Below are 24425 nucleotides of genomic sequence, written 5' to 3' on the forward strand. Positions count from 1 at the left end.
TTTTATCGCCCAACTTTTCGCATGCACTTGACTAATCAGGAAATTGTCACAAAGCTGCTCAGCTATTCCCAAGAACTGAAAGAGCACTACGAGATTTATCAGCTCCTACTTTTCCATTTCCAAGAAAAGCAAGCTGACCAGTTTTTTGAGCTTATCCAAGAAACACTTGATAGCGTAAATCCTATCTTTCAGACGGTGTTCAAGACATTCTTGAAAGACAAGGATAAGATTGTCAATGCCTTGGCACTGCCTTACTCCAACGCTAAACTCGAAGCGACAAACAATATCATCAAGGTCATTAAGCGTAATGCTTTTGGTTTCAGAAACTTTGAAAACTTCAAAACTCGTATTTTCATTGCCATAAACATAAAACGAGAGAAGACAAGTCCTGTCCTCTCTCGGTGTTAAATGGGGCAACCCACTACAGTTGACAAAGAGCCCGAAAACTTAAACGAAGATTAGTCATGAACAGATTCTTTGACTTTGAAAGTTTTGATATGATAAGATGAATTTAATTTAAGATTGGAGTATTAATATGACTTTGAAAAAATTGAGTTTATTTGGTTTAACAGCTTTAGCTATTTTGACTTTAGTTGCTTGTGATTTGGATGATGATAAAGATGAGGTAGCTGTGCAGCAGAGTACCACTCAACAGACTTCACAGAGTGTTTCTGAAACAACTGGACAAGTAGGCACTTATACTCCAGCAATTTCTCAAGAAGATGCTGTGAAAAGAGCTCTTGAAGCAGCTGGCCTAAAGCAAGAGGAAGTTATCAATTTGACAGTTGAGCAAGATTTTGATGACATGCCATATAACTATGAAATTGAGTTTGTTAAAGATACTATAGAATACAGCTATTCTATTGATGCTGATTCAGGTAATGTTTTGGAACAAAGTCAAGAAAACGTTAATGACTAATATGACAGAAAACCGTGCGTTGGCACGGTTTTTAGTGTATAATGTTGACTATGAGAAGAGATTTTAAAACCGTAAAAAGACTTGTTATTAAGATTGGAACAAGTTCTTTAGTCTTACCAACAGGCAAGATTAACCTTGAAAAAATTGATCAGTTGGCTTTTGTTATTGCTAGCTTGATGAATAAGGGAATGGAAGTTGTTCTAGTTTCATCTGGTGCGATGGGATTTGGCTTAGATGTTTTAGGACTTGCTAAGCGTCCTAGCGAAATGGCAGAGCAACAAGCGGTATCAAGTGTGGGGCAGGTGGCGATGATGAGCCTTTATTCTCAGATTTTTGCCCACTACCAGACCAATGTGTCTCAAATTTTGTTAACACGTGATGTGGTAGAATTTCCTGAGAGTTTAGCCAATGTTACTAATGCCTTTGAAAGTCTATTTAGCATGGGAATAGTCCCTATTGTTAATGAAAATGATGCCGTTTCGATTGATGAAATGGACCATCAGACTAAGTTTGGGGACAATGATCGATTATCTGCCATTGTGGCTAGCATCACGAAGGCAGACTTATTGATTATGCTGTCAGATATTGATGGGTTGTTCGATAAAAATCCGACGATTTATGACGATGCTAAGTTGCGTAACCATGTTCCTGAAATCACAGAAGAGATTTTAGCTTCTGCTGGTGGCGCCGGTTCTAAGTTTGGAACTGGCGGTATGCTTTCTAAAATCCAATCTGCACAGATTGTCTTTGAAAATGATGGGCAGATGGTATTGATGAATAGTGCCAATCCGCGTGATATTTTGCGTGTTCTAGATGGCGAGCATTTTGGAACCCTGTTTAGTCAGAAATGAGGTAACACATGACTTATATTGAAACATTAGGAAAACAAGCTAAAAAGGCAGCGCGTGACTTGCTCAGCCTTTCAACCAGTGAAAAAAATGCTCTCCTAACCTTGGTAACCAAGCGTTTAGTCAGTGAAACAGCGCTACTTTTGACGGAAAATGCTAAGGATTTGGCCCAAGCTAAAGAAAATGGGATTTCCGAGATTATGACAGATCGTCTTCGTTTGACACCTGAACGGATTAAAGGAATTGCAGAAGGTGTGCGTCAGGTAGCTGATTTAGAAGATCCAATCGGTCAAGTGGTGCGTGGTTATACGAATTTGGATGGTTTAAAGATTGTTCAGAAACGAATGCCTCTGGGTGTTATTGCCATGATTTTTGAAAGTCGTCCCAACGTGTCAGTAGATGCCTTTTCGCTCGCCTTTAAAACTAATAATGCTATTATCTTGCGTGGTGGGCGTGATGCTATTAACTCAAATAAAGCCTTAGTAATGGTCATTCGTCAAGCTTTGGAAGATGGTGGTGTCAATCCAGATGTTGTTCAGCTGGTTGAAAATACCTCACATGTGGTTGCGGAAGACTTGATGCAGGCAGTTGATTACGTTGACCTGTTGATTCCACGTGGTGGTGCCAAATTGATTCAAACAGTTAAAGAAAAATCAAAAGTGCCAGTGATTGAGACCGGAGTTGGGAATTGTCACATTTACGTAGACGAGTTTGCCGATTTAGAAATGGCGACGAAGATTGTCCTTAATGCCAAAATCCAGCGTCCAAGTGTGTGTAACGCGGCAGAATCTTTAGTGGTTCATGAAAAAATAGCAGAGCAGTTTTTGCCAATGTTGGAAGACGCGGCAAACGAGGTTCAGGCGATTGAATTTCGTGCGGATGAGAAGGCATGCTCCCTTTTAAAAACAGCCGTTCCAGCAACAGAAGAAGACTATGCGACAGAGTTTTTAGACTATATTATGTCTGTCAAGGTGGTTTCGAGCTTGGAAGAAGCGATTGCTTGGGTTAATACCTATACATCATCGCACTCAGAAGCCATCGTGACTCGTGACCTTGTGGCAGCCGAGAAATTCCAAGACCAAGTGGATGCGGCAGCGGTTTATGTCAATGCCTCAACTCGTTTTACCGATGGCTTTGTCTTTGGCCTTGGAGCTGAAATCGGCATTTCAACGCAAAAAATGCATGCGCGTGGACCAATGGGACTAGAGGCTTTGACATCTACAAAATTCTATATCAATGGTCAAGGACAGATTAGAAAATAACAAATGAAGCATAACAAAATTAGAAAGTGAGCTTGGATGAACTGGCAAGATTATTTTCCTAATGCTCAGAAAAGTCAGCAAATGTCAGACGATACTGGAATTCAAAATTTTCCATTGGAAAAAGAATGGTTACAAATTCCTAAAGAAGATTTGACTGATAGAGAGCGATTTTTAATCACCTTATTCTCAACAACGGCTGAGGATAGGCAGGTATTAACCGATCCTTGGTTAGAATTTTTAATGGGAAGAAGCTCTCAGTTGCCAGCTTCTTATCCAAATTACCAATTTCTCTATCTCGAACATTCCCAGCATTTTACCGACGAGTTGCTAGAGTTACTGGATCAGCTTCTTTTAGGGCGTGTGGCAACCATTTCACTTGGATCATACCGGACAGCTCTGCTATTGACTCAAGAACAAGGAAGTGATATCACTGAGCTTTTAAAGGAGCTTTTGGTGACCATTGAAAGCGACTTTGGTTTATCGCTTAGTCTTTTTTTGGGAAATAGCTGGGCGCGTATAGATGGTGAGCATCTGAAACAGCTTTTTCAAGCAGAAACAAAGCTATTTACGGCTTATTTATCTAACCATTCTTCCCAAAAAATGCAGAGCTTTGCTAAGATGTTACTCTGGGCTTTGAGTAATGGGCAGGAAGTTGGAGTGTTTAAAGAAATTCTTAACTATTATTTAACCCTGCAAAATGATGTTCCAGATATAGTAGCAGCCTTGTGGGAGACGCATGGTAATCAGGTGCAAGCTGCGCAAAAACTTTATTTACATCGCAACAGTCTTCAATACAAGCTAGAAAAATTTCAAAATCTATCAGGTTTGAATTTGAAAAAATTAGATGATTTGGCGCTGTGCTACTGGTTATTATTGGAAATGTGAGAGGGTAATCTCTCTTTTTCTTTTGTAAAATGAAAACGTTTTTAGTTTTGTGCAACTTGCCCAAAAATCTAGCTAAACTGTCCATAGAACTATGAAAGCGCTTTTGATATACTTGTTTCAACAATAAAAACAAGGAAGTAAGATGTATGACAACTCTTAAACTTAACAATATTTACAAAAAATATCCAAAAAGCACTCACTACTCTGTTGAAAACTTCAACCTTGATATTAAAGACAAAGAATTTATCGTTTTTGTAGGTCCTTCAGGTTGTGGTAAATCAACAACACTTCGCATGATTGCTGGTCTTGAAGATATCACAGAAGGTGAATTTTACATTGATGACAAACTCATGAATGATGAGGCACCAAAAGATCGTGACATTGCTATGGTTTTCCAAAACTATGCCCTTTACCCACACATGACTGTTTACGATAACATGGCTTTTGGTCTTAAATTGCGTAAATACAAGAAGGAAGACATTGACAAACGTGTTCGTGAAGCAGCTGAAATCCTTGGTTTGACTGAATTTTTGACACGTAAGCCAGCTGACCTTTCTGGTGGTCAACGTCAACGTGTTGCTATGGGACGTGCTATTGTCCGTGATGCAAAAGTGTTCTTGATGGACGAACCTTTGTCAAACTTGGATGCGAAACTTCGTGTATCAATGCGTGCTGAAATTGCCAAAATTCACCGTCGTATTGGTGCAACTACCATCTACGTTACCCACGACCAAACAGAGGCGATGACACTTGCTGACCGTATCGTTATCATGAGTTCAACTAAAAACCCAGAAGGTTCTGGAACAATTGGTCGTGTTGAACAAATTGGTACACCACAAGAACTTTACAACGAACCAGCTAACAAATTTGTCGCAGGATTTATCGGAAGCCCAGCAATGAACTTCTTCACAGTAACATTTGATGGTGGTATTCTTCGCAGTGAAGAAGGGCTTGAATTAGCTCTTCCAGAAGGACAAGCTAAAAAACTTGAAGCAGCAGGCTACAAAGGTAAAAAAGTTATCTTTGGTATCCGTCCAGAAGATATTTCTGGAAACCCAATTGTTCAAGATACTTATCCAAATGCTACGGTTAAAGCTGAAGTTATGGTATCAGAACTTCTTGGAAGTGAAACGATGCTTTATGTTAAAGTTGGTAATAGCGAATTCGCATCTCGTGTAGATGCTCGCGATTTCCACAATCCTGGTGAAAAAGTAGACTTAACATTTAATGTTGCTAAAGGTCACTTCTTTGATGTGGAAACAGAAAAACGTATTAAATAAGTCATTCTTACATCCTACCCGTAGAAATCTGCGGGTTTTTATGCTTTTCAATTTTTAGACAGATGCTTCTTTTTTATGCTATAATAAAAGTTATGACTAAAGAATTTCATCATGTAACCGTACTGTTACGCGAAACCGTTGATATGCTTGATATTAAACCTGATGGTGTCTATGTTGACGCTACCCTTGGAGGAGGGGGACATTCGTCTTATTTATTATCGAAATTGAGTGATAATGGGCATCTTTATTGTTTTGATCAGGATAAAAAAGCTATTGATAATGCTCAAATTAAATTAAAAAACTATATTGAACGTGGTATGGTTACCTTTATTAAGGATAATTTTAGAAATCTTAAAATGAACTTAGCCCAGCGTGGCGTCTATTCTATAGATGGGATTCTTTATGATTTAGGAGTCTCCAGTCCTCAATTTGATGAGCGTGAACGTGGATTCTCTTATAAAAAAGATGCTCCGCTTGATATGCGAATGAACCAAGAGGCAAATTTAACGGCCTACGAGGTTGTTAACACCTATGATTATCGGGACTTGGTTCGTATTTTTTTAAAATATGGAGAGGATAAATTTTCAAAACAGATTGCTCGAAAAATTGAACAAGCAAGACAGGTTAAGCAAATTGAAACAACGGCTGAATTGGCTGAACTCATTAAATCAGCTAAGCCAGCTAAAGAATTAAAGAAAAAAGGTCATCCTGCCAAACAGATTTTCCAAGCCATTCGTATTGAAGTTAATGATGAGCTTGGTGCTGTGAATGAATCAATTCAAGAAGCGATGGACTTATTGGCTGTTGATGGTTGCATTTCAGTGATTACTTTCCATTCTTTGGAGGATCGTCTGATAAAGCAATTATTCAAAGAATCATCTACGGTTGATGTACCGAAAGGTTTACCATTTATTCCAGATGAGCTTAGACCCAAGTTTGAACTGGTATCGCGTAAACCTATTTTGCCGAGTCAAGAAGAACTTGCTGCCAATAATCGAGCACATTCAGCGAAGCTTCGGGTAGCTAGAAAAATACATAATTAAGGATAGTATTATGACAGAAGATAAGAGACAGACGGCACTTAGTCAGGCTGTCCAAAGACGTTTTCGTCAATTCACAAGATTAGAAAAGGCGTTTTATGGGACAATTATCTTGACCGCCATTGTAATGGCAATTAGCCTCATTTACATCCAAAGTCGTAACCTACAACTCCAACAAACGATTTCGGAACTGAATGGAGAATTAAATCTTAAGCAAACTGAGTACAATAATGCTAAGCAAGAAGTTAATGAATTACTTCAACGCGAACGCATTATAAAGGTAGCTGAAGAAGCTGGTTTGGTACCTCGGTCAGAAAATATTCAAAGGGTTGAATAGCTTATGAAAAAATTGATACAACTTTTTTTGAGTTATGCTGTCGAAGAGCGGAAAACACCTATGATTAATCGGAAGCGAGTAGGTCAGAATCTTATGATTTTGAGTATATTTGTTTTTTTTGTCTTCTTGATAAACTTTGCTATCATTATTGGGACGGATAGTAAGTTTGGAATAGATCTATCAGAGGGAGCGGCTCAAGTTTATCAACTGCAAGTTACTCAACAAGCTAAACGCGGTACCATTTATGACCGTCATGGGAACGTGATTGCAGAGGATTCAACAACCTATTCCGTTTATGCTGTTATGGACACATCCTATGTTGATGTCTATGGCAATAAGCTTTATGTCAAGAAGTCTCAATTTAAAAAGGTAGCAGATATCTTTCATGAGTATTTAGGCATGGAGAAGGACTATGTTATTAACCAATTAGAACAAGAGAAACTCTCTCAGACCGCTTTTGGTATTGAAGGTAATAACTTAAATTACAGTACCATGTCTGCTGTAGCAGAAGCAGTAAAAAAAGCTGGTATCAAGGGGATTGATTTTTACACCAATCCAGGTCGAATGTATCCTAATGGCACTTTTGCATCGCATTTTATAGGACTAGCACAACTAGTTGAAGATGAGAAAACTGGAAGTAAATCCTTTACAGGAACAATGGGAATGGAGTTCGCTCTAAATGAGGAGCTATCTGGAACAGATGGTATTATCAGCTACCAAAAGGATAAAAATGGCAATGTTTTGTTAGGCTCCTCGACTCCAGTTAAAGCAGCAATCAATGGTAAAGACATTTATACTACCTTGTCGCAGCCTTTGCAGGTCACATTAGAGACACAGTTGGATCTTCTAGCAGAAAAAACCTTGGCCAAACACATCAGTGCAACCTTGGTAAACGCTAAAACAGGTGAAATTTTAGCAACTAGTCAACGTCCGACCTATAATGCAGATACTCTCGAAGGCTTGGATGAAAAAAAAATAGGAACTTGGAATAGTTTGCTTTATCAAGGAAATTATGAACCTGGTTCTACAATGAAAGTTTTCACACTAGCTTCTTCAATTGATAATGGAACATTTAATCCAAATCAAACTTACTATAGTGATAAGTATGAGCTTGCAGATGCCGTTATCAAGGACTGGGATGTCAATATGGGACTATCAGATGGAAATTATCTGACCTTATCTCAAGGATTTGCCTATTCAAGTAACGTTGGTATCTTGCATTTACAACAAGGAATTGGAACAGATAAGTGGATGAATTACTTATCAAAATTCCGCTTTGGAACGCGTACGCGTTTTGGGATGAGTGACGAAGCAGTCGGCAATCTTCCAGAGGATAACCTTGTTACCATCGCTCAATCTGCTTTTGGTCAGGGGATTAATGTGACCCAAATTCAAATGTTGCGTGCCTTCACATCAATTAGTAATAATGGTGTCATGTTAGAACCGCATTTTATTGGGCAAATTTATGACCCAAATACGGAATCGAGTCGTACGGTTGGTCCAGAAATTATTGGAAATCCTATTTCATCGGAGGCGGCTACTGAAACGCGTCAATATATGGTAACAGTTGGTACTGATCCGATTTGGGGAACGCTCTACTCAAAGACACTTGGGAGTCCAGTTATTCAAGTTGGCAATGAAAGTATTGCTGTAAAATCAGGTACAGCGCAGATTGCCGCCTCGGCAGAAGAAGGTGGAGGTTACCTTCAAGGCTCAAATGACACTATCAACTCTGTCATTGCTATGATTCCATCAGATGATCCTATGTTCATGATGTATGTTACTATTCAGCAACCAGAGGTATGGACGGGATTAGAATATCGTGATATTTTCAATCCTGTTTTGGAGGAAGCACTGCTTATGGAACGTGAGTTAACTCAGCCTATTCAGCCTATTGGTGATAAAAAGATGGTATATAAAATGCCCAATATAGTTGGAAAATCATCTGGAAACTCCGCAGATATGTTACGTCGTAATATTGTGCAGCCGGTCATTGTTGGAGAAGGGGAAAAAATCATTAAAACATCTGTAGAAAAAGGGGATAAAGTACCCGAGAATGCACAAATCCTCCTATTGACGGATTCACTGAAAAAAGTACCTGATTTGTACGGCTGGACCAAGAAAAATGTGGATATTTTTGCAGAGTGGCAAGGATGGACAGTTAATTATAAAGGTTCAGGAAATAAGGTTGTTAAGCAAAGTGTTGATGTCGGTGAGGATATTTCTAAACTCGATAAAATTACAATTACATTAGGAGAGTAATATGTTATTAAGTATTATAGCTGGTTTGGTAGCCTTTGGGCTAACTGTTATAGCCATGCCACATTTTATTCGCTTTTTCCAAATCAAAAAAATTGGTGGACAACAAATGCATGAGGATGTGAAGCAGCACTTTGAAAAAGCAGGGACACCAACAATGGGTGGAACGGTATTTCTTGTTGTTGCGATTATAGTCAGTTCGCTCTTTTTTGTGATTGCTAATATGGTAAATGCTGATTCAATGTCATGGACAGCTATAGCAAGTATTATAGCAATCTTGATTATTTATGGATCGATTGGTTTTCTTGATGATTTTTTAAAGATTTTTAAACAAATCAATGAGGGATTAACCTCTAAGCAGAAAATGTTTGCGCAAATAATTGGTGGTCTGTTATTCTACTTTCTTCATGTTCAATCTGGACATGGAAATTTAAATGTTTTTGGTTATCAACTTCATTTGGGGATTTTTTATCTTGTCTTTATTCTGTTTTGGATTGTAGGTTTTTCAAATGCTGTTAATTTAACAGATGGTATTGATGGTCTAGCCTCTATTTCAGTAGTGATTAGTTTCCTTGCTTATGCGGTAATTGCTCACGTACAAGGACAAACAGATATTTTCTTAGTTATTGTCACTATGATTGGTGCCTTACTTGGTTTTTTTGTCTTTAATAAAAAACCGGCTAAGGTCTTTATGGGAGATGTCGGTTCTCTTGCATTAGGAGCTATGCTTGCTACCCTCTCAATAACACTTCATCAAGAGTGGACCTTGCTTTTTATTGGGATTGTTTATGTTTTTGAAACGAGCTCAGTGATGTTGCAGGTTTCTTATTTTAAATACACCAAGAAAAAACATGGCGAGGGCCGTCGTATTTTCCGTATGACACCATTTCATCATCATCTAGAGTTAGGTGGGCTTTCTGGAAAAGCAGAGCGATGGAGTGAATGGAAGGTTGATGCTTTTCTATGGACAGTAGGAGCGGTTGCTAGTCTTATAACACTGGCACTTCTTTATCTGTTATAAAAATGATTCAAATTAGTAAACAAATCTAGGTAACTTTTGACCTAGATTTTTTGATGGAAAATATCTAGTAGCATAAGCAGGAGCTTTTTTACTTAATTTTTGATATAATAATGAGGTTATCATAGAGAAAGGATGTTCAAGCCGGGTTTGGTATTGAGCATGGACGCAGTCTTGATATGAAATTGTCGTGAGACAAGTTTAGTAAGCAATATTTTATTTAAAGGGATGTTAGATGAAACAACTCATTTAATTGAATATTTTTCAAGGCGGTCCTTTTATATTTACAAAATGTCATTCAAAGATTTTAATTTTAAAAGTTATATTCAAAAGGCTCTAGATGAGATTAATTTCAGTGAGCCAACAGAAGTTCAAAAAAAACTCATTCCTGTAGTACGCTCTGGTCGTGACCTTGTCGGAGAATCTAAAACAGGATCAGGTAAAACACATACATTCTTGTTACCAATTTTTGAAAAAATTGATGAAAATGGAAAAGATGTTCAGGTGGTTATCACAGCACCTTCGCGTGAACTTGCCACTCAGATTTATCAAGCAACTAAACAGATTGCAGATCATTCTGAGGAAGAGATTCGCGTGGTTAATTATGTTGGTGGGACTGACAAGCTTCGCCAAATTGAGAAGTTGAAAGTTACGCAGCCACATATTGTTATTGGTACGCCAGGGCGCATTTATGATTTAGTTAAGTCAGGTGATTTGGCGATTCATAAGACACATACATTTGTTGTTGATGAGGCTGATATGACGATGGATATGGGCTTTTTGGATACCGTTGATAAGATTGCAAGTTCGCTACCTAAACAAGTGCAAATCTTAGTCTTTTCTGCAACTATTCCTCAGAAGCTTCAGCCGTTTTTGAAAAAGTATCTGACAAATCCTGTTATGGAAAAAATTAAGACGTCAACTGTTATTGCAGATACAATTGATAACTGGTTAGTATCTACAAAAGGTCGTGATAAGAATGCTCAGATTTTAGAATTTGCTAAGATTTTGAATCCGTATTTGGCGATGATTTTCGTTAATACAAAGGAACGTGCAGATGACTTGCATAGCTATCTTGTATCTAATGGTTTGAAAGTTGCTAAAATTCATGGAGGAGTTCCACCTCGTGAACGTAAGCGTATCATGAATCAGGTTAAAAACTTAGATTATGAGTACATTGTTGCCACTGACTTGGCGGCACGTGGTATTGATATTGAGGGGGTTAGTCATGTTATCAATGATGCCATTCCTCAGGACTTATCATTCTTTGTGCACCGCGTTGGGCGTACAGGTCGTAATGGTTTGTCAGGTACAGCGATTACACTCTATCAGCCTAGTGATGATTCAGATATCAGAGAACTTGAGAAGATGGGGGTAGCATTTGTCCCTAAAATGCTAAAAAATGGCGAGTTCCAAGACACTTATGATCGAGACCGTCGTGCCAACCGTGAAAAAATGTATAAAAAACTTGATACTGAGATGATTGGTCTGGTGAAGAAGAAAAAGAAAAAGGTTAAGCCAGGCTACAAGAAGAAAATTCAGTGGAAGGTTGATGAGAAACGCAAGAAAGAGCGTCGTGCAGAGGCGCGCGCTAAGGGTCGTGCTGAGCGTAAAGCTAGAAAACAGACATTCTAATAATGTAAAGGTCGGATGTTTTTCCGGTCTTTTATTTTTGGGATACAAATTATTTATCTCAGGGATAGATAAGACCTATTAGGCAAGTTTCTTTGTTTATGTTAAAGTAAACTAAGAGAGTGGGAAATGCTCTCAATCTTAGGAGATTTTTTGAAAAGGGGAGGTTATGAAATTGAAAAAATTATTGATATTTTTAAGTTTGCTTGGTGTGTTAGGTGTTATTCTGGTGGGATGTACTCAGAAGTCTGGAGAAGACACTTCATCTAAAGTAGCTCTTACGGTAGCTACTGACTCTGATACTGCTCCATTTACTTATAAAAAAGGAGAGGATTTTAAGGGTTATGATATTGATGTTGTGAAGGCTATTTTTAAAAATTCTAAGGAGTACGATGTTACATTTGTTACAACTGCTTTTGATTCTATTTTAGCAGGTCTTGATGCGGATCGTTACCAAATTGCCGCCAATGATTTTAATTACAATGAGCAACGAGCTGAAAAGTATCTTTTCTCTGACCCTATTTCAAAATCAAACTATGCGATTGTTTCGGCTAAGGGGTCAGAATACGATAGTCTAGATGACCTATCTGGTAAAGTAACAGAGGTTATCCCTGGTTCAAATTATGCGCAAGTTCTTGAAAATTGGAATGAAGCGAACAAGGATAAGGCGCCAATTGAGATTCAATATGCCGCTAACTCAACAGGATTATCAACCCGTGTTTTGCATATTGAGACAGGTAAAATTGATTTTATTCTTTATGATGCTATCTCAGCGGCCTTTATTGTAGAGGATCAAAGTTATGATTTAAAGGTGACTAAGGTAACGGATACGATTGGTGGTAAGACGGATGGTTTAGAATATCTTCTTTTTGCTGACACGAAGGAAGGTAAGGAGTTGCAAACTTATGTTAATAAACGTTTGGAAGAACTGAAAGAGGACGGAACTCTTGTTAAATTAAGTCAGGGCTATTTTGGTGACGATTACGTTAGCAATATTGAATGAGTAATGTCAGCATTGCCAACATTAACATGATGAGTGAGAAAAGTCGGATTTTCCAGCTTTTTATAGTTAAATCCTATCACATTGATAAAAAACTGCTATCACAGATTGATGTCTTGTGATTTACACTTAACTAGTGAGATGTTAGAATAAGTAAATAGGGATTCGAGGGAATGAATCGAAAGAAACTTCGGTTTAGTATTCTTAGAGGAGATATATCAAAAAGAAAGGGATTGGCGTTTTATTTTTATATTTAATAGATAATCAAAAGAGACTTTACGATGATAAATAGACGGCTTAAACTCTTTAGAGAATCGTTCAAGGTGGATATAGGTTTAGGAAAAGCAACTTGTTTTTCTATAAATTTTTATGTTAAACCATTTATTATTGTGAATGCTCAATTCATTGCGTAACTATTCCAAATTGAAATTGGGCATTCGTAGTTGGATGATTTTTATAATATCATGGTCTCTTGTACGAAATCTCAATAATATTATCCTGTTACAATTGAGAGATGGCTCTTATATTGAACGATTTTGAAGGTACTAATGTGCAATCAATAAGGTATCGTTGTGATTTTTAAGAGTCTTAAAAGATTTTGAACTTTAAAACGCTATTAATAGAACTTAGTTATGACTTGGTTAAAAACTTATCGTAAGGGCTTTTTTTGGTTGCTGGGACTTTTGATTATTATCATTGGTGCTAAGGTATTTGAAAACCCGTATAAGACTTTTGTGCAGACAATTCCGACAGGGAAAATTTTTTCACCGCGTGCAGTATTTGATGCTGTTCCACAAATTTTAGGAAAATTGCCAACAACTATTGGATTGACCCTGATGGGAGCTCTATTTGGTCTGGTTTTAGGCTTGATTTTTGCCATTGTAAAAATTAGACGAGTTCCTGTTCTTTATCGCATACAAGCCTTATTTGTAAGTTTCCTTCGAGGAACACCAATTTTGGTACAATTGCTTTTGAGTTACTACGGGATCCCGATGTTGCTCCGCAAAGTTAATTTGGAATTCGGCCTTGATTGGAATATTGATAATGTTCCAGCGGCTGTATTTGTGGTGACAGCATTTGCTTTTAACGAAGCGGCCTATGCTAGTGAAACCATTCGTGCAGCGATTCAATCTGTCAACACAGGAGAAATTGAGGCGGCACGCAGTTTAGGGATGACAGAAACTCAAGTTTATCGTCGTGTCATTATTCCCAATGCGGCCGTTATTGCGACACCAACTCTGATTAATTCCTTGATTGGTTTGACGAAAGGGACCTCTCTAGCCTTTAATGCTGGAATTACTGAGATGTTTTATCAAGCGCAAATTATCTCAGGGAACGACTACCGTTACTTTGAGCGTTATGTGGCTGTTTCTATGATTTATTGGGGAATTTCGTTCTTGCTTGAAAATGCAGGACGTGGAGTTGAAAATGCCTTAGCTATCAAAAACCCTGAAAGTCAATCAATCCAAATAGGAGGGGACCGTTAATGATTACCATTTCAAATTTAAGTAAAGAATTTTCAGGTCAAAAAGTTTTGGATAATCTTAATTTGACCATTAAAAAGGGAGAAGTTATTGCCCTTGTCGGTGCCTCAGGTGCAGGGAAATCGACATTTCTACGTTCCATGAACTATTTAGAACAGGCAGATTCTGGAACTCTAGCTATTGATGATTTTAAGGTTGATTTTACTAGTATTAAAAAAGAGGATGTTTTAAAGCTTCGTCGCAAGTTAGCTATGGTGTTTCAACAATTCAATCTTTTTGAACGTCGCACGGCTCTTGATAATGTTAAAGAGGGACTAAAAGTTGTAAAAAAACTGTCTGATGCTGAAGCGACGGCCATTGCCAAAGAAGAATTGGCTAAAGTGGGACTTTCGGATCGTGAAAATCACTATCCTAGACATTTATCTGGTGGGCAAAAACAACGTGTTGCCTTGGCGCGTGCTCTTGCAATGAAGCCAGATGTTTTGCTTCTTGATGAACCAACCTCAGCACTTGATCCAGAACTTGTTGGTGAGGTTGAGAAGGCTATTGAAGTTGCTGCTCAAAGTGGTCAGACCATGGTTTTAGTGAGTCATGACATGGCCTTTGTCTATGAAGTAGCTGATCGTGTGCTTTTCCTTGAAAAGGGAAAAATCCTTGAAGAGGGAACTCCTGATGATGTTTTCAATCATCCCAGAGAAGAACGAACCAAAGAATTCTTTGCCAATTACAAACGAGGAACAATTTGATATAATAGAAAGAGGATGGGCAAAGTATCCCAACCTCTTGCGTTTTAGGTAGAGATAATATGGCTCAGCGCAGTGGTTGATTGGGTGTCTGCAATGGGATAATTCTTTATTTTCAAGTGTCCACCTAAAATAGTCAACGCAATAGTTAACGACTATTCTATGTGTAAGATGTGTAGTAGTCTCAGCCTGAGCTTAAAAAACAGAGAGCCAAGGGAAGTTAAGGTTTCGAAATCGTGGTTTTTGTCCCCCTCTTTTAAAACTTCTGGAAAGGATAGTTTAGTTACTGTTATTACTAAACTGAATTAAGGATGAGAGATGAGGAGTAAGTAGTTACTCTGGAAGACTTCTTGTTATCCTTTAAACATTATACTTATGCTTGCAACAATTTATCGTTTTTATTTAATGGGATTGACTGTGTCAGTGATTATCACTATAATCAGTTTGATTGTTTGGTTAGTTTATCGTATGAGTCGCCGTTTTGATAGAACTAAGAAAGAGAGACAAGCTCTGCTTTATGAGGCTTTTATTATTTTTTTGGTAACGACTCCGATTCTCTCATTTGCTTTTATGGCTATTTTGGTAATGGTAACAGCGTAGCTGAATGATAGACTTAGAATTTTTGATTTTAAAATGAAAGGAAAAGTAATCAAATAACTTTGATTTTTGAATAAAATTAAAGTGACTTATGGGGAAAGAGCAGTTGAGAAGATGAGGATCGACTCGGCTTTCTATTTCTTTTAAAGTGTCTTGATGCTTAGGTATCTAAAATGTATGATACAATTATTATTGGTGCTGGTCCTGCTGGTATGACAGCAGCGCTTTATGCAGCTCGTAGCAATCTTAAAGTAGCTACTCTAGAGCAAGGAGCTCCGGGTGGACAGATGAATAATACATCTGATATTGAAAATTATCCAGGTTTTGAGCTTATTTCTGGTCCGGAATTGTCTATGAAGATGTTTGAACCTTTGGAAAAACTTGGTGTTGAAAATCTTTATGGAATTGTCACTGGCATTGAAGATAAGGGTGACTATAAAATCGTTAGAACTGATGATGAAGAGTATCAAACGAAGACTGTGATTATAGCTACAGGTGCTAAACATCGCCATATAGGTGTACCTGGTGAGGCTGAGTTTAATAGTCGTGGTGTCTCTTATTGTGCTGTCTGTGACGGAGCATTTTTCCGAAATCAAGATCTTTTAGTTGTTGGTGGAGGAGATTCAGCGGTTGAAGAGGCTCTCTTTTTAACACGTTTTGCTTCAAGTGTAACAATCGTACATCGTCGTGATGAGTTGCGTGCACAAAAACTGTTGCAAGACCGTGCTTTTGCCAATGAGAAAATTTCTTTCATCTGGGACAGTGTCGTTAAAGAGATTAAAGGTGATGATATCAAGGTACGTAGTGTTGATATTGAAAATGTCAAAACTGGTGAAGTGACCAATCATGAATTTGGTGGTGTCTTTATTTATGTAGGTTTAGATCCTGTTTCTGATTTTGTCAAAGAACTAGATATTACGGATGAAAATGGTTGGATTCCGACAGACAATCATATGAAAACATCTCGCAAAGGTATTTTTGCAATTGGAGATGTGCGTCAAAAAGACCTCCGTCAAATCACGACAGCAGTTGGAGATGGAGCAATGGCAGGGCAACAAGCTTACCAATACATTGTAGATAATGATTAAATTTTAGTGATATTAATGTAAAGGAGAGTGGGACAAAAATCGTTAAATCATCAAAAAAGACGATTTCGATTTTGTCGTCCCACCTCCGCACAGTTGATTAGGATGGCCGCTAACGATTGCTTAGTACTAAAATAGTCCAGTGGACTATTTTAGGTGGACACTTGAAAATGAAAGAAGTGTCCAGTTACAGACCTCCAATCAACCGCTGCGCCAATCTGTTATTACTATCAAAAAGAGAAGGTTGAGATATTTTTTGTCTCAACCTCTTTTAAGTTATCTAAAATCTTGGAATCTTAAATATCTCTAGTTTATGTTATAATAGTCACAAGAATAAATTTGAGTACTTATCTCAGTTTTATGATATTTTAAAAGGAACGTATCCAAGGACAGGAAGTTTCCTTTTCTTTTAATAATAGGAGGTATATCATGTACCAAGATGATAGCTTAACATTGCATACGGACCTTTATCAGATTAATATGATGCAGGTCTATTTTGACCAAGGAATTCACAATAAGCACGCAGTTTTTGAGGTTTATTTTCGCAAGTTACCTTTTTCAAATGGTTTCGCTATTTTTGCAGGTTTAGAGCGAATTGTTCGTTATTTAGAAAATTTAAGATTTACAGAGTCTGACTTGGCTTACCTTCGTGAGCAAGGATATCCAGAGAATTTTTTAACCTATCTAAAAGAGTTAAAATTAGAACTTTCCGTGAAATCTGCTCGTGAAGGTGACTTGGTTTTTGCAAATGAGCCAATTGTACAAATCGAAGGACCGCTTGCGCAATGTCAGTTAATTGAAACAGCTCTGTTAAATATTGTTAACTTCCAAACCTTGATTGCGACCAAAGCTGCTCGCATTAAATCAGTTATTGAAGATGAGCCACTTTTGGAGTTTGGAACCCGCCGTGCACAAGAGATGGATGCGGCGATTTGGGGGACCCGCGCAGCTGTTATTGGTGGAGCTGATGCTACTTCAAATGTCCGTGCCGGTAAATTATTTAATATTCCAGTATCAGGAACGCATGCGCATGCTTTAGTCCAAACTTATGGAAATGATTATCAAGCCTTTAAAGCTTACGCAACTAGCCATAAGGACTGTGTTTTCTTGGTGGATACTTATGATACGTTGAAAATCGGGGTTCCAGCAGCGATTCGTGTGGCTAAGGAATTAGGAGATAAGATCAACTTCAAGGGAGTTCGTCTGGATTCTGGCGATATGGCTTATTTATCTAAGCAGGTTCGTAAACAATTAGATGAAGCTGGATTTACCGAGGCAAAAATCTATGCTTCAAATGACCTTGATGAAAACACCATCCTTAATCTTAAAATGCAAAAGGCTAAGATTGACGTATGGGGAGTAGGTACAAAACTAATCACAGCCTACGATCAGCCTGCACTTGGTGCCGTTTATAAGATTGTTTCAATTGAAGATGAGAATGGTCAAATGGTTGATACAATCAAATTATCAAATAATGCGGAGAAAGTATCTACGCCAGGTAAAAAACAAGTCTGGCGCATTACCAGTCGTGAAAAAGGCAAGTCAGAAGGTGACTATATCACGTTTGCAGATGCAGATGTGAATCGTTTAGATGAAATTTTGATGTTCCATCCGACTTATACTTACATCAACAAAACCGTTAAGGATTTTGATGCCGTTCCACTATTGATTGACATTTTTAAAGAGGGAGAACTAGTCTATAAATTACCGACGTTAACAGAAATCAAATCTTATGCGAAATATGTGTTGGATGCCCTTTGGGATGAATACAAACGCGTCCTTAATCCTCAAGAATACCCAGTTGACTTGGCACAAGACGTTTGGGACAATAAGATGGAACTTATTGATGAGATGCGTCGTAAAGCAAAAAATGGAGATTTATCATGAGTTTACAAGAAAACATTATCAAACAATTAGGTGTAAAGCCTGTTATTAATCCCAAAGAGGAGATCCGTGTATCCATTGATTTTCTGAAAAATTATATGAAGAAGCACCCTTTTTTAAAGACTTATGTACTAGGGATTTCAGGGGGGCAGGATTCTAGTTTGGCTGGGCGTTTGGCGCAACTGGCAATGGCAGAGCTCCGTGAGGAAACTGGTGATGAGGCTTATCGATTTATTGCAGTTCGTTTACCTTACGGTGTTCAAGCTGACGAAGCTGACGCCCAAAAAGCGTTAAATTTTATCCAACCCGATTTTTCTTTAACGGTCAATATTAAAGAAGCAGTTGATGGACAAGTAGCCGAGCTGAAAAAAGCAGGTCTTGAGATTTCAGATTTTAACAAGGGAAATATCAAAGCACGTCAGCGTATGATTACGCAGTATGCAATTGCTGGGCAATATAGCGGAGCAGTTATTGGAACAGACCATGCGGCTGAAAATATTACTGGCTTCTTTACCAAGTTTGGAGATGGCGGAGCAGATATTTTACCGCTTTATCGCCTCAATAAGCGTCAAGGTCGTCAACTTTTGGCGGAGCTTGGTGCTGACAAACCACTTTATGAAAAAGTTCCAATTGCAGACCTTGAAGAAAATCGTCCAGGTCTAACTGACGAAGTTGCCTTAGGTGTTACTTATCAAGATATTGACGATTATTTAGAGGGCAAAAAAGTAGCTGCTGAGGCTCAAGCAAAAATTGAAACTTGGTGGCACAAGACAGAGCATAAACGCCATTTACCAATTACTGTTTTTGATGATTTTTGGAAAAACTAATCAGTCGTAAGGAGTGTTGGCAGAGATATGAACAGCGATTTGTCAGTTTACTTTCGCTATAGCATTTTAAAGTGAGGAAGAATGATGGTCACAGCTAAAAAATCAGAGAAAAATGATAATCTGCCATTGATGTCAATTGATCAATTAGATATTTTTGAACATTTGGATCGTGAAGTTGCCGTTTTGGTTGATAACGAGGGGATTCCTTGGGGACAAACGATTCGTGTTTGTCTCTCACAAAAAGCCTTAGAGGAACAGATGTTGTTATTCAAACATCGAGCAGTTACTTTTCCTCTAGGAATTGTGATTGATTTTCTTTTAAAAAATCATCGAGAACGCCTCAATCTTTATGGGTTTTCTTTAGGAGATTATGCGCTTGAGCGTGGTGAGTTAGAAAAAATCGCCTACGCTATTGATAGTTTTAAACTAATCTGGACTTGCTACAAGGAAAAATTACCCCAAGAAATCAGTTTTGACCACCTTAAAAGCAGAACATTTTATTATCTAGGGGCACCGATTTTAACGGCTACTCATTCAACGTTTAACTTTGATATTGACATTCAAAATGGCAAGGAGTTTATCAAGCTATTTCTCTCAAAAGAAAGTGCGCAACGGTATAACTATAAACAACTACAACCTGTTCCAGTTAATCTTGCAAATTTTAAGTTTATTGTTGAAGGAAAATGTGGCTTGGTCATAGAGCCTACTCGTAGGTATAACATAAGGTTTGAGTAGTTTTATTTAAGATCTCATAAAGGAGAAATAGATGAACAGAAAAGTAATCAGTTTGTTGCTAATGGCTAGTTTGTTTTTAGTGGCTTGCGGAAAGTCAGAATCTAAGCCTGAGTCATCAAAAGCTACAAAAACGAATCAAGTAACCCAGTCAGAAAAAGGTCAAAAAGAAGCTAAGGCAGAAACAACAACCCAGCTTGAAGAAGATTCGGATCAGTTTAGTGAATCTGTTTTGGAAACAAAAAGTGAGTCAATCCAAGCGACAGATGCTAGTTTCAATGGTTCTTATTACAGTGTGCAAGGAAAGTATGGTGAGGTGATCATTGCCAATAAAAAACACCCAGTCTCTGCGTCCTATGCACCCGGTGAAAATCCGACAGCCTTATCGGCCTTTCAGACATTGATTGCAGATATGCAAGCCAAAGGCTTTTCGGTGAGCAATAGTTATAGTGGTTTTAGGTCCTATGAAACACAGGATTCTATCTATAGCAACTATGTCGCTTCTGATGGTCAAGCGAATGCGGATCGCTATTCTGCTCGTGCGGGTTATAGTGAACACCAAACAGGCCTAGCCTTTGATTTATTGGATGGTAATGGTCAGTTATTAACAGAATCAACAGCCTCAGACTGGTTAGCAAAACATGCTCATGAGTATGGATTTATCGTACGTTATCTTCCAGGGAAGGAATATAGTACAGGCTATATGCCAGAGAGTTGGCATGTGCGTTACATTGGGAAAGAGGCTACTGATATTTATCAATCAGGTCAGACTTTAGAAGAGTATTTTGGTATTTCTGGTGGAGATTATGCCCAATAGTGATAATGCAAAGTAAGGTTGGGGGTGATTTAGAAATGATAAAAAAGATTGCAGATTTGCAGTCTTTTTGCTAAAGAAAAAGTTAATTATTGAGGAGGAAACTATGTTACAAATGCGAATCGCAAGTTTGTCAGATTTGGACAGGATTTACAACATCCAGAAGGAGAGTTTTCGTGATTTATATCAAAAGTATAATGATATTGATTCTCCTTATTTGGAAACAAAAGAACGATTGCTTGAAAAGATGAAGCACCCATCAAGTATATTTTATTTGATTTGTTTAAATAATGATATTATTGGTTTTTCTCGTGTTTTGTTTAATGGTAAATAACTGGAAGGCGTGGCTAGGGATGACAGCGATTTTGCCGAAGTTTCAGAAGAAGGGGTATGGACACCAAGCGATTCAAGAAATCGAAAAGCAGTATCCAGAAGTAAAATGTTGGTCTTTGGACACAATTTTACAAGAAGAGCACTTGGTTCATCTCTATGAAAAACTTGGCTATGTGGTTTGTCGGACAGAGCCTGTTCAAGAAGGCATGGACTTAGTATACATGGAGAAACAATGTTAGAACATATCAAGGCTTATCTCGCTTATAGGGGAGAGAAATACATCAAGCCAGAAAAATCAGAAAATTTAGCTCAATATATGACAGGTCTGCGCGTGCTAGCTCAGTCTGCTCGCAAAGAATTTCAAACGCTTAATCAGCTTGTGCCAGAACGTGCTAGCCAGTGGATGAATCAGGCACAGGTTTGCCGTCCACATTTTTGGTGCTATTATCGTCTGCCGTCTGATTCTGTGGAAGATGTAGCGCTAGCAACTCGATTATATGGAACAGAGGGCGACTTTGGAATTTCTGTTGAAGTCAGTTTTGTGGAGCGGAAAAAATCAAATGAGACTCTTATCAAGCAACATCGAATCTTGGAATTACCGATTAAAGAACCCTTGTACTATTTTGTACAGGAAAATGGTGTGAGTCGCCGAATAGCAGGAACTGAGGGAAATCGTCAGTTGTTGAAAGAGCAGGTTGCAAGTAGCACAGTGCGCAAGGTACTGGTCAAATACGACGTCCCAGTGACAGAGGAAATGACGCCGGAAGCTGCTGTTCACCAGTTGATGAAAGGCTTTGAATTATTGATACCATATTATGAACAGACAAAAAAAATGAGTTGATGCGTCAACTCATTTTCTTATGTTTATTTTGGTGCAATGACTTCTACTCCACCCATATACGGACGAAGAACTTCTGGAATGGTCACTGAGCCATCTTTATTTTGGTAGTTTTCAAGGATGGCAGCGACAGTACGACCAACCGCAAGGCCAGAACCGTTAAGCGTGTGAAGCAATTTCACTTTGCCATCTGCTTCGTCACGGTAGCGGATTTGGGCACGGCGAGCTTGGAAATCTTCTGTGTTTGAACAACTTGAAATTTCACGATAGGCATTTTGCGCTGGAATCCAGACTTCCAAGTCGTAAGTCTTAGCCGCTGAGAAGCCCATATCGCCTGTACATAATGCAAGAACACGGTAAGGAAGACCTAGTTTTTGGAGAATGTTTTCAGCGTTAGCTGTCATTTTTTCCAATTCATTATAAGACTCTTCTGGTTTAGCAAATTTCACCATTTCAACTTTGTGGAATTGGTGGAGACGGATGAGTCCGCGTGTGTCACGACCAGCTGAACCAGCTTCAGAGCGGAAAGATGGGCTCATAGCGGTGAAGTAAATCGGCAAGTCCTTGCCGTCGATAATCTCGTTGCGGTAATAGTTTGTCAATGGCACTTCAGCTGTTGGAATGAGGACAAATGGACGCTCTTCATCATTGATTTCAAAGGTATCCTCTTTGAATTTAGGGTATTGCCCTGTCCCGAACATTGAGTTACGGTTGACCATGTAAGGGGGGATGATTTCCTCATAGCCTTCTGCTAGGTGCTCATCCAACATAAAGTTGTAAAGGGCACGTTCAAGACGAGCACCGAGTCCCTTGTAGAAAAGGAAACGAGCCCCGGTAACTTTTGCCCCGCGTTCCCAATCAAGAATACCGAGTTCCTCTCCAAGATCCCAATGTGCTTTAATCTCAAAATCGAATTCACGAGGTGTTCCCCAACGACGTACTTCAACATTTTCTTCTTCGTCAGCACCAACTGGTACAGAATCATGTGGTGTATTTGGTAAAATAGTGATAATCGCTGTAACCTTTTCGTCAATTTCAGCTAGCTCAGCATCAATAGCTTTAACATCGGCTGAGAGTTTTTGCATGGCTGCAATTTGCTCACTAGCGTCTTCTTTGTTACGCTTTGCTTGTGCAATAGCGGCAGAAGACAGGTTACGTTCAGCCTTGAGTTCTTCTGATTTGACCAAGAGTTCACGACGTTTTGCATCTAACTCTTTTAATTCGGTCAATAATGTCTCAGCAGAGACGCCACGAGTTGCCAATTTTTCAGCAACGGCATCAAAATCTGTACGTAGGCGTTTAATATCTAACATATGATCTCCTTTTATGCGAAAAGCACCCTAGTCATTGTTGGAGTGCGGTAGCACGGTTCCATCCAACTTCACTAAGGTGCGCTTAATTACGATATTGATAAAATAATTTAAGAAGATATTTTCCTTGTCGCCAATATAGCATATCAGCATTAAAAAACATCCGTCTTAAAAACACGGTAGAATTTCACTTGCTCCTAATACCTGCTCGCAGCAACCGCAGGTTTTCTGAAAGAAGAAAAGCAACTTACTTATCCGTTGCGAATATTATACAGCATTGTTAAGCAAATGTAAAATAAATTTTTATGGTAGAATGGATTATAATAAAAAAGAGGTGACTTATGGCTAAATTTGGCTTTTTATCGGTATTAGAAGAAGAATTAGAGAAAGCGTTGACTTGTGACTTTGCGATGGATTGGGATAAGAAAAATCATGCAGTAGAAGTGACTTTCCTTCTTGAAGCACAAAATACATCTGGTGTTGAAACTATTGATGCTGATGGGGAAACTTCTAGTGAAGATATTTTCTTCGAAGATTATGTCTTGTTTTACAATCCTGTAAAATCAATGTTTAATCCAGACGACTACTTAGCAACGATTCCTTATGATCCCCAAAAAGGCTTGTCTCGTGAGTTTTTAGCTTACTTTGCAGAATTTCTTAATGAAACAGCAACCGAAGGTTTGAGTGATTTGATGGATTTCTTATCGGATAAAGAAGTAGAAGAGTTTGCAATCAAATGGGATACTGAGGCTTTTGACAACGGTAGAACAGACTTAATAGAAACTACCCTCTATCCTTACCCTAGGTATTGAAGAGAAGTACTTTTTAGGTGAAAAAGAGATTTCATGATTTATTTGTATCCTAAAAATTTTAAAGCGATTGCTGTCTCAAACTTACTTTCCATCTCTAGGACTTATGCCTAAAAATATACGGCCGTAACGAGAAATACGGGTCATTTTCCACACGGGATTGTAGGTGATTTCAACATTGACCGAGTTAATGCCATCAATCTTGGTTAATTTATCAACGATTTCAAAAGGCATAGTGTCTGCGCAACCACAATTAGTATCAGTAAAAGTCATGACAAGGTGAAGATGACCTGCTTCGCTCAAATCAATTTCATAGATGAGTCCTAGATTGTAGATATCGAGTTCAATTTCAGGGTCAAAAATGCTTTCGAAGGTGTTAATCAGTTGGTCAGACATTGCTAACGCCCGATCATTGATTTTGATATCATCACGCATAAGATACACTCGGCTTTCATTTGAAAATATGTGTCTATTATATCAAAAAAAAAG

The 24425-nt window shown here is 38.4% G+C and carries 26 protein-coding genes; 24 read left to right on the forward strand and 2 right to left on the reverse strand.

Going from position 1 to position 24425, the window contains the following annotated elements; all coding sequences use genetic code 11:
- From GZ996_RS08405 to GZ996_RS08515, 23 genes are all read left to right on the forward strand, one after another.
- A partial coding sequence (locus GZ996_RS08405) for a transposase (RefSeq protein ID WP_162011825.1) occupies positions 1-408 on the forward strand: 408 nt, incomplete at its 5' end.
- Between the two features lie 127 nt (positions 409-535).
- Positions 536-919 carry a PepSY domain-containing protein gene (locus GZ996_RS08410; protein WP_162011826.1) on the forward strand — a complete coding sequence of 128 codons (384 nt, stop codon included), beginning with the start codon at positions 536-538 and terminating at the stop codon, positions 917-919.
- Positions 920-969: 50 nt separating this feature from the next.
- Positions 970-1770 carry a glutamate 5-kinase gene (gene proB, locus GZ996_RS08415; RefSeq protein ID WP_232323222.1) on the forward strand — a complete coding sequence of 267 codons (801 nt, stop codon included), beginning with the start codon at positions 970-972 and terminating at the stop codon, positions 1768-1770.
- A gap of 8 nt (positions 1771-1778) precedes the next feature.
- A complete protein-coding gene (locus GZ996_RS08420) occupies positions 1779-3029 on the forward strand; it encodes a glutamate-5-semialdehyde dehydrogenase (RefSeq protein WP_162011827.1) in 1251 nt (416 codons plus the stop codon).
- A gap of 36 nt (positions 3030-3065) precedes the next feature.
- On the forward strand, positions 3066-3914 hold the full coding sequence (locus tag GZ996_RS08425) for a helix-turn-helix domain-containing protein (protein WP_162011828.1): 849 nt from the start codon (positions 3066-3068) through the stop codon (positions 3912-3914).
- A gap of 146 nt (positions 3915-4060) precedes the next feature.
- A complete protein-coding gene (locus tag GZ996_RS08430; RefSeq protein ID WP_156806308.1) occupies positions 4061-5194 on the forward strand; it encodes an ABC transporter ATP-binding protein in 1134 nt (377 codons plus the stop codon).
- Between the two features lie 92 nt (positions 5195-5286).
- Positions 5287-6237 (forward strand): 16S rRNA (cytosine(1402)-N(4))-methyltransferase RsmH, encoded by a 951-nt coding sequence (gene rsmH, locus GZ996_RS08435; RefSeq protein ID WP_162011829.1) that lies wholly within the window; start codon positions 5287-5289, stop codon positions 6235-6237.
- Between the two features lie 10 nt (positions 6238-6247).
- A complete protein-coding gene (ftsL, locus tag GZ996_RS08440) occupies positions 6248-6571 on the forward strand; it encodes a cell division protein FtsL (protein ID WP_156806306.1) in 324 nt (107 codons plus the stop codon).
- Between the two features lie 3 nt (positions 6572-6574).
- The gene (gene pbp2x, locus GZ996_RS08445) at positions 6575-8833 is read left to right on the forward strand and encodes a penicillin-binding protein PBP2X (RefSeq protein WP_156806305.1); all 2259 of its coding nucleotides are present in this window, start codon (positions 6575-6577) and stop codon (positions 8831-8833) included.
- Between the two features lies 1 nt (position 8834).
- A complete protein-coding gene (gene mraY / locus GZ996_RS08450; protein WP_162011830.1) occupies positions 8835-9851 on the forward strand; it encodes a phospho-N-acetylmuramoyl-pentapeptide-transferase in 1017 nt (338 codons plus the stop codon).
- A gap of 288 nt (positions 9852-10139) precedes the next feature.
- On the forward strand, positions 10140-11483 hold the full coding sequence (locus GZ996_RS08455; protein ID WP_161979381.1) for a DEAD/DEAH box helicase: 1344 nt from the start codon (positions 10140-10142) through the stop codon (positions 11481-11483).
- A gap of 166 nt (positions 11484-11649) precedes the next feature.
- Positions 11650-12483, forward strand: coding sequence for a transporter substrate-binding domain-containing protein (locus GZ996_RS08460; RefSeq protein ID WP_162011831.1), 834 nt, complete (start codon positions 11650-11652; stop codon positions 12481-12483).
- A gap of 629 nt (positions 12484-13112) precedes the next feature.
- Positions 13113-13967, forward strand: a complete 855-nt coding sequence (locus GZ996_RS08465) for an amino acid ABC transporter permease (protein ID WP_162011832.1) — start codon at positions 13113-13115, stop codon at positions 13965-13967.
- Positions 13967-14710: an amino acid ABC transporter ATP-binding protein gene (locus GZ996_RS08470; RefSeq protein WP_161979384.1), complete on the forward strand. Its 744-nt coding sequence runs from the start codon at positions 13967-13969 to the stop codon at positions 14708-14710. The genes GZ996_RS08465 and GZ996_RS08470 overlap by 1 nt, the downstream gene beginning before the upstream one ends.
- Before the next feature lie 372 nt (positions 14711-15082).
- Positions 15083-15307 carry a DUF4059 family protein gene (locus GZ996_RS08475; RefSeq protein ID WP_161979385.1) on the forward strand — a complete coding sequence of 75 codons (225 nt, stop codon included), beginning with the start codon at positions 15083-15085 and terminating at the stop codon, positions 15305-15307.
- A gap of 170 nt (positions 15308-15477) precedes the next feature.
- Positions 15478-16392, forward strand: a complete 915-nt coding sequence (gene trxB, locus GZ996_RS08480) for a thioredoxin-disulfide reductase (RefSeq protein ID WP_156806298.1) — start codon at positions 15478-15480, stop codon at positions 16390-16392.
- A 426-nt stretch (positions 16393-16818) separates the two neighbouring features.
- On the forward strand, positions 16819-18276 hold the full coding sequence (locus GZ996_RS08485) for a nicotinate phosphoribosyltransferase (protein ID WP_156806297.1): 1458 nt from the start codon (positions 16819-16821) through the stop codon (positions 18274-18276).
- The gene (gene nadE, locus GZ996_RS08490) at positions 18273-19100 is read left to right on the forward strand and encodes an ammonia-dependent NAD(+) synthetase (protein ID WP_156806296.1); all 828 of its coding nucleotides are present in this window, start codon (positions 18273-18275) and stop codon (positions 19098-19100) included. The genes GZ996_RS08485 and nadE overlap by 4 nt, the downstream gene beginning before the upstream one ends.
- Positions 19101-19184: 84 nt before the next feature.
- Positions 19185-19835 (forward strand): hypothetical protein, encoded by a 651-nt coding sequence (locus GZ996_RS08495; protein WP_161981016.1) that lies wholly within the window; start codon positions 19185-19187, stop codon positions 19833-19835.
- Positions 19836-19866: 31 nt separating this feature from the next.
- Positions 19867-20649, forward strand: coding sequence for an LD-carboxypeptidase LdcB/DacB (gene ldcB / locus GZ996_RS08500; protein WP_162011833.1), 783 nt, complete (start codon positions 19867-19869; stop codon positions 20647-20649).
- Between the two features lie 103 nt (positions 20650-20752).
- A complete protein-coding gene (locus GZ996_RS08505) occupies positions 20753-20980 on the forward strand; it encodes a hypothetical protein (RefSeq protein ID WP_162011834.1) in 228 nt (75 codons plus the stop codon).
- A complete protein-coding gene (locus tag GZ996_RS08510; RefSeq protein ID WP_162011835.1) occupies positions 20970-21218 on the forward strand; it encodes a GNAT family N-acetyltransferase in 249 nt (82 codons plus the stop codon). The genes GZ996_RS08505 and GZ996_RS08510 overlap by 11 nt, the downstream gene beginning before the upstream one ends.
- Entirely contained in the window at positions 21212-21820 is a 609-nt protein-coding gene (locus GZ996_RS08515; protein ID WP_162011836.1) for a ribonuclease P, read from the forward strand. Before GZ996_RS08510 ends, GZ996_RS08515 begins: the two co-directional genes overlap by 7 nt.
- 23 nt (positions 21821-21843) lie before the next feature.
- Here the strand turns inward: GZ996_RS08515 and serS are convergent, their stop codons facing one another.
- Positions 21844-23130 (reverse strand): serine--tRNA ligase, encoded by a 1287-nt coding sequence (gene serS / locus GZ996_RS08520; RefSeq protein WP_161981012.1) that lies wholly within the window; start codon positions 23128-23130, stop codon positions 21844-21846.
- A 338-nt stretch (positions 23131-23468) separates the two neighbouring features.
- Here serS and GZ996_RS08525 point away from each other — a divergent pair, with 338 nt between their 5' ends.
- On the forward strand, positions 23469-23939 hold the full coding sequence (locus GZ996_RS08525) for a DUF3013 family protein (protein ID WP_162011837.1): 471 nt from the start codon (positions 23469-23471) through the stop codon (positions 23937-23939).
- A gap of 81 nt (positions 23940-24020) precedes the next feature.
- Here the strand turns inward: GZ996_RS08525 and GZ996_RS08530 are convergent, their stop codons facing one another.
- A complete protein-coding gene (locus tag GZ996_RS08530) occupies positions 24021-24371 on the reverse strand; it encodes a metal-sulfur cluster assembly factor (RefSeq protein WP_161981018.1) in 351 nt (116 codons plus the stop codon).
- Between the last annotated feature and the right edge of the window lie 54 nt (positions 24372-24425).

Origin of the sequence: Streptococcus sp. S784/96/1, from assembly GCF_902729355.1 — a bacterium.
GTDB classification, from domain to species: Bacteria; Bacillota; Bacilli; order Lactobacillales; family Streptococcaceae; genus Streptococcus; species Streptococcus caledonicus.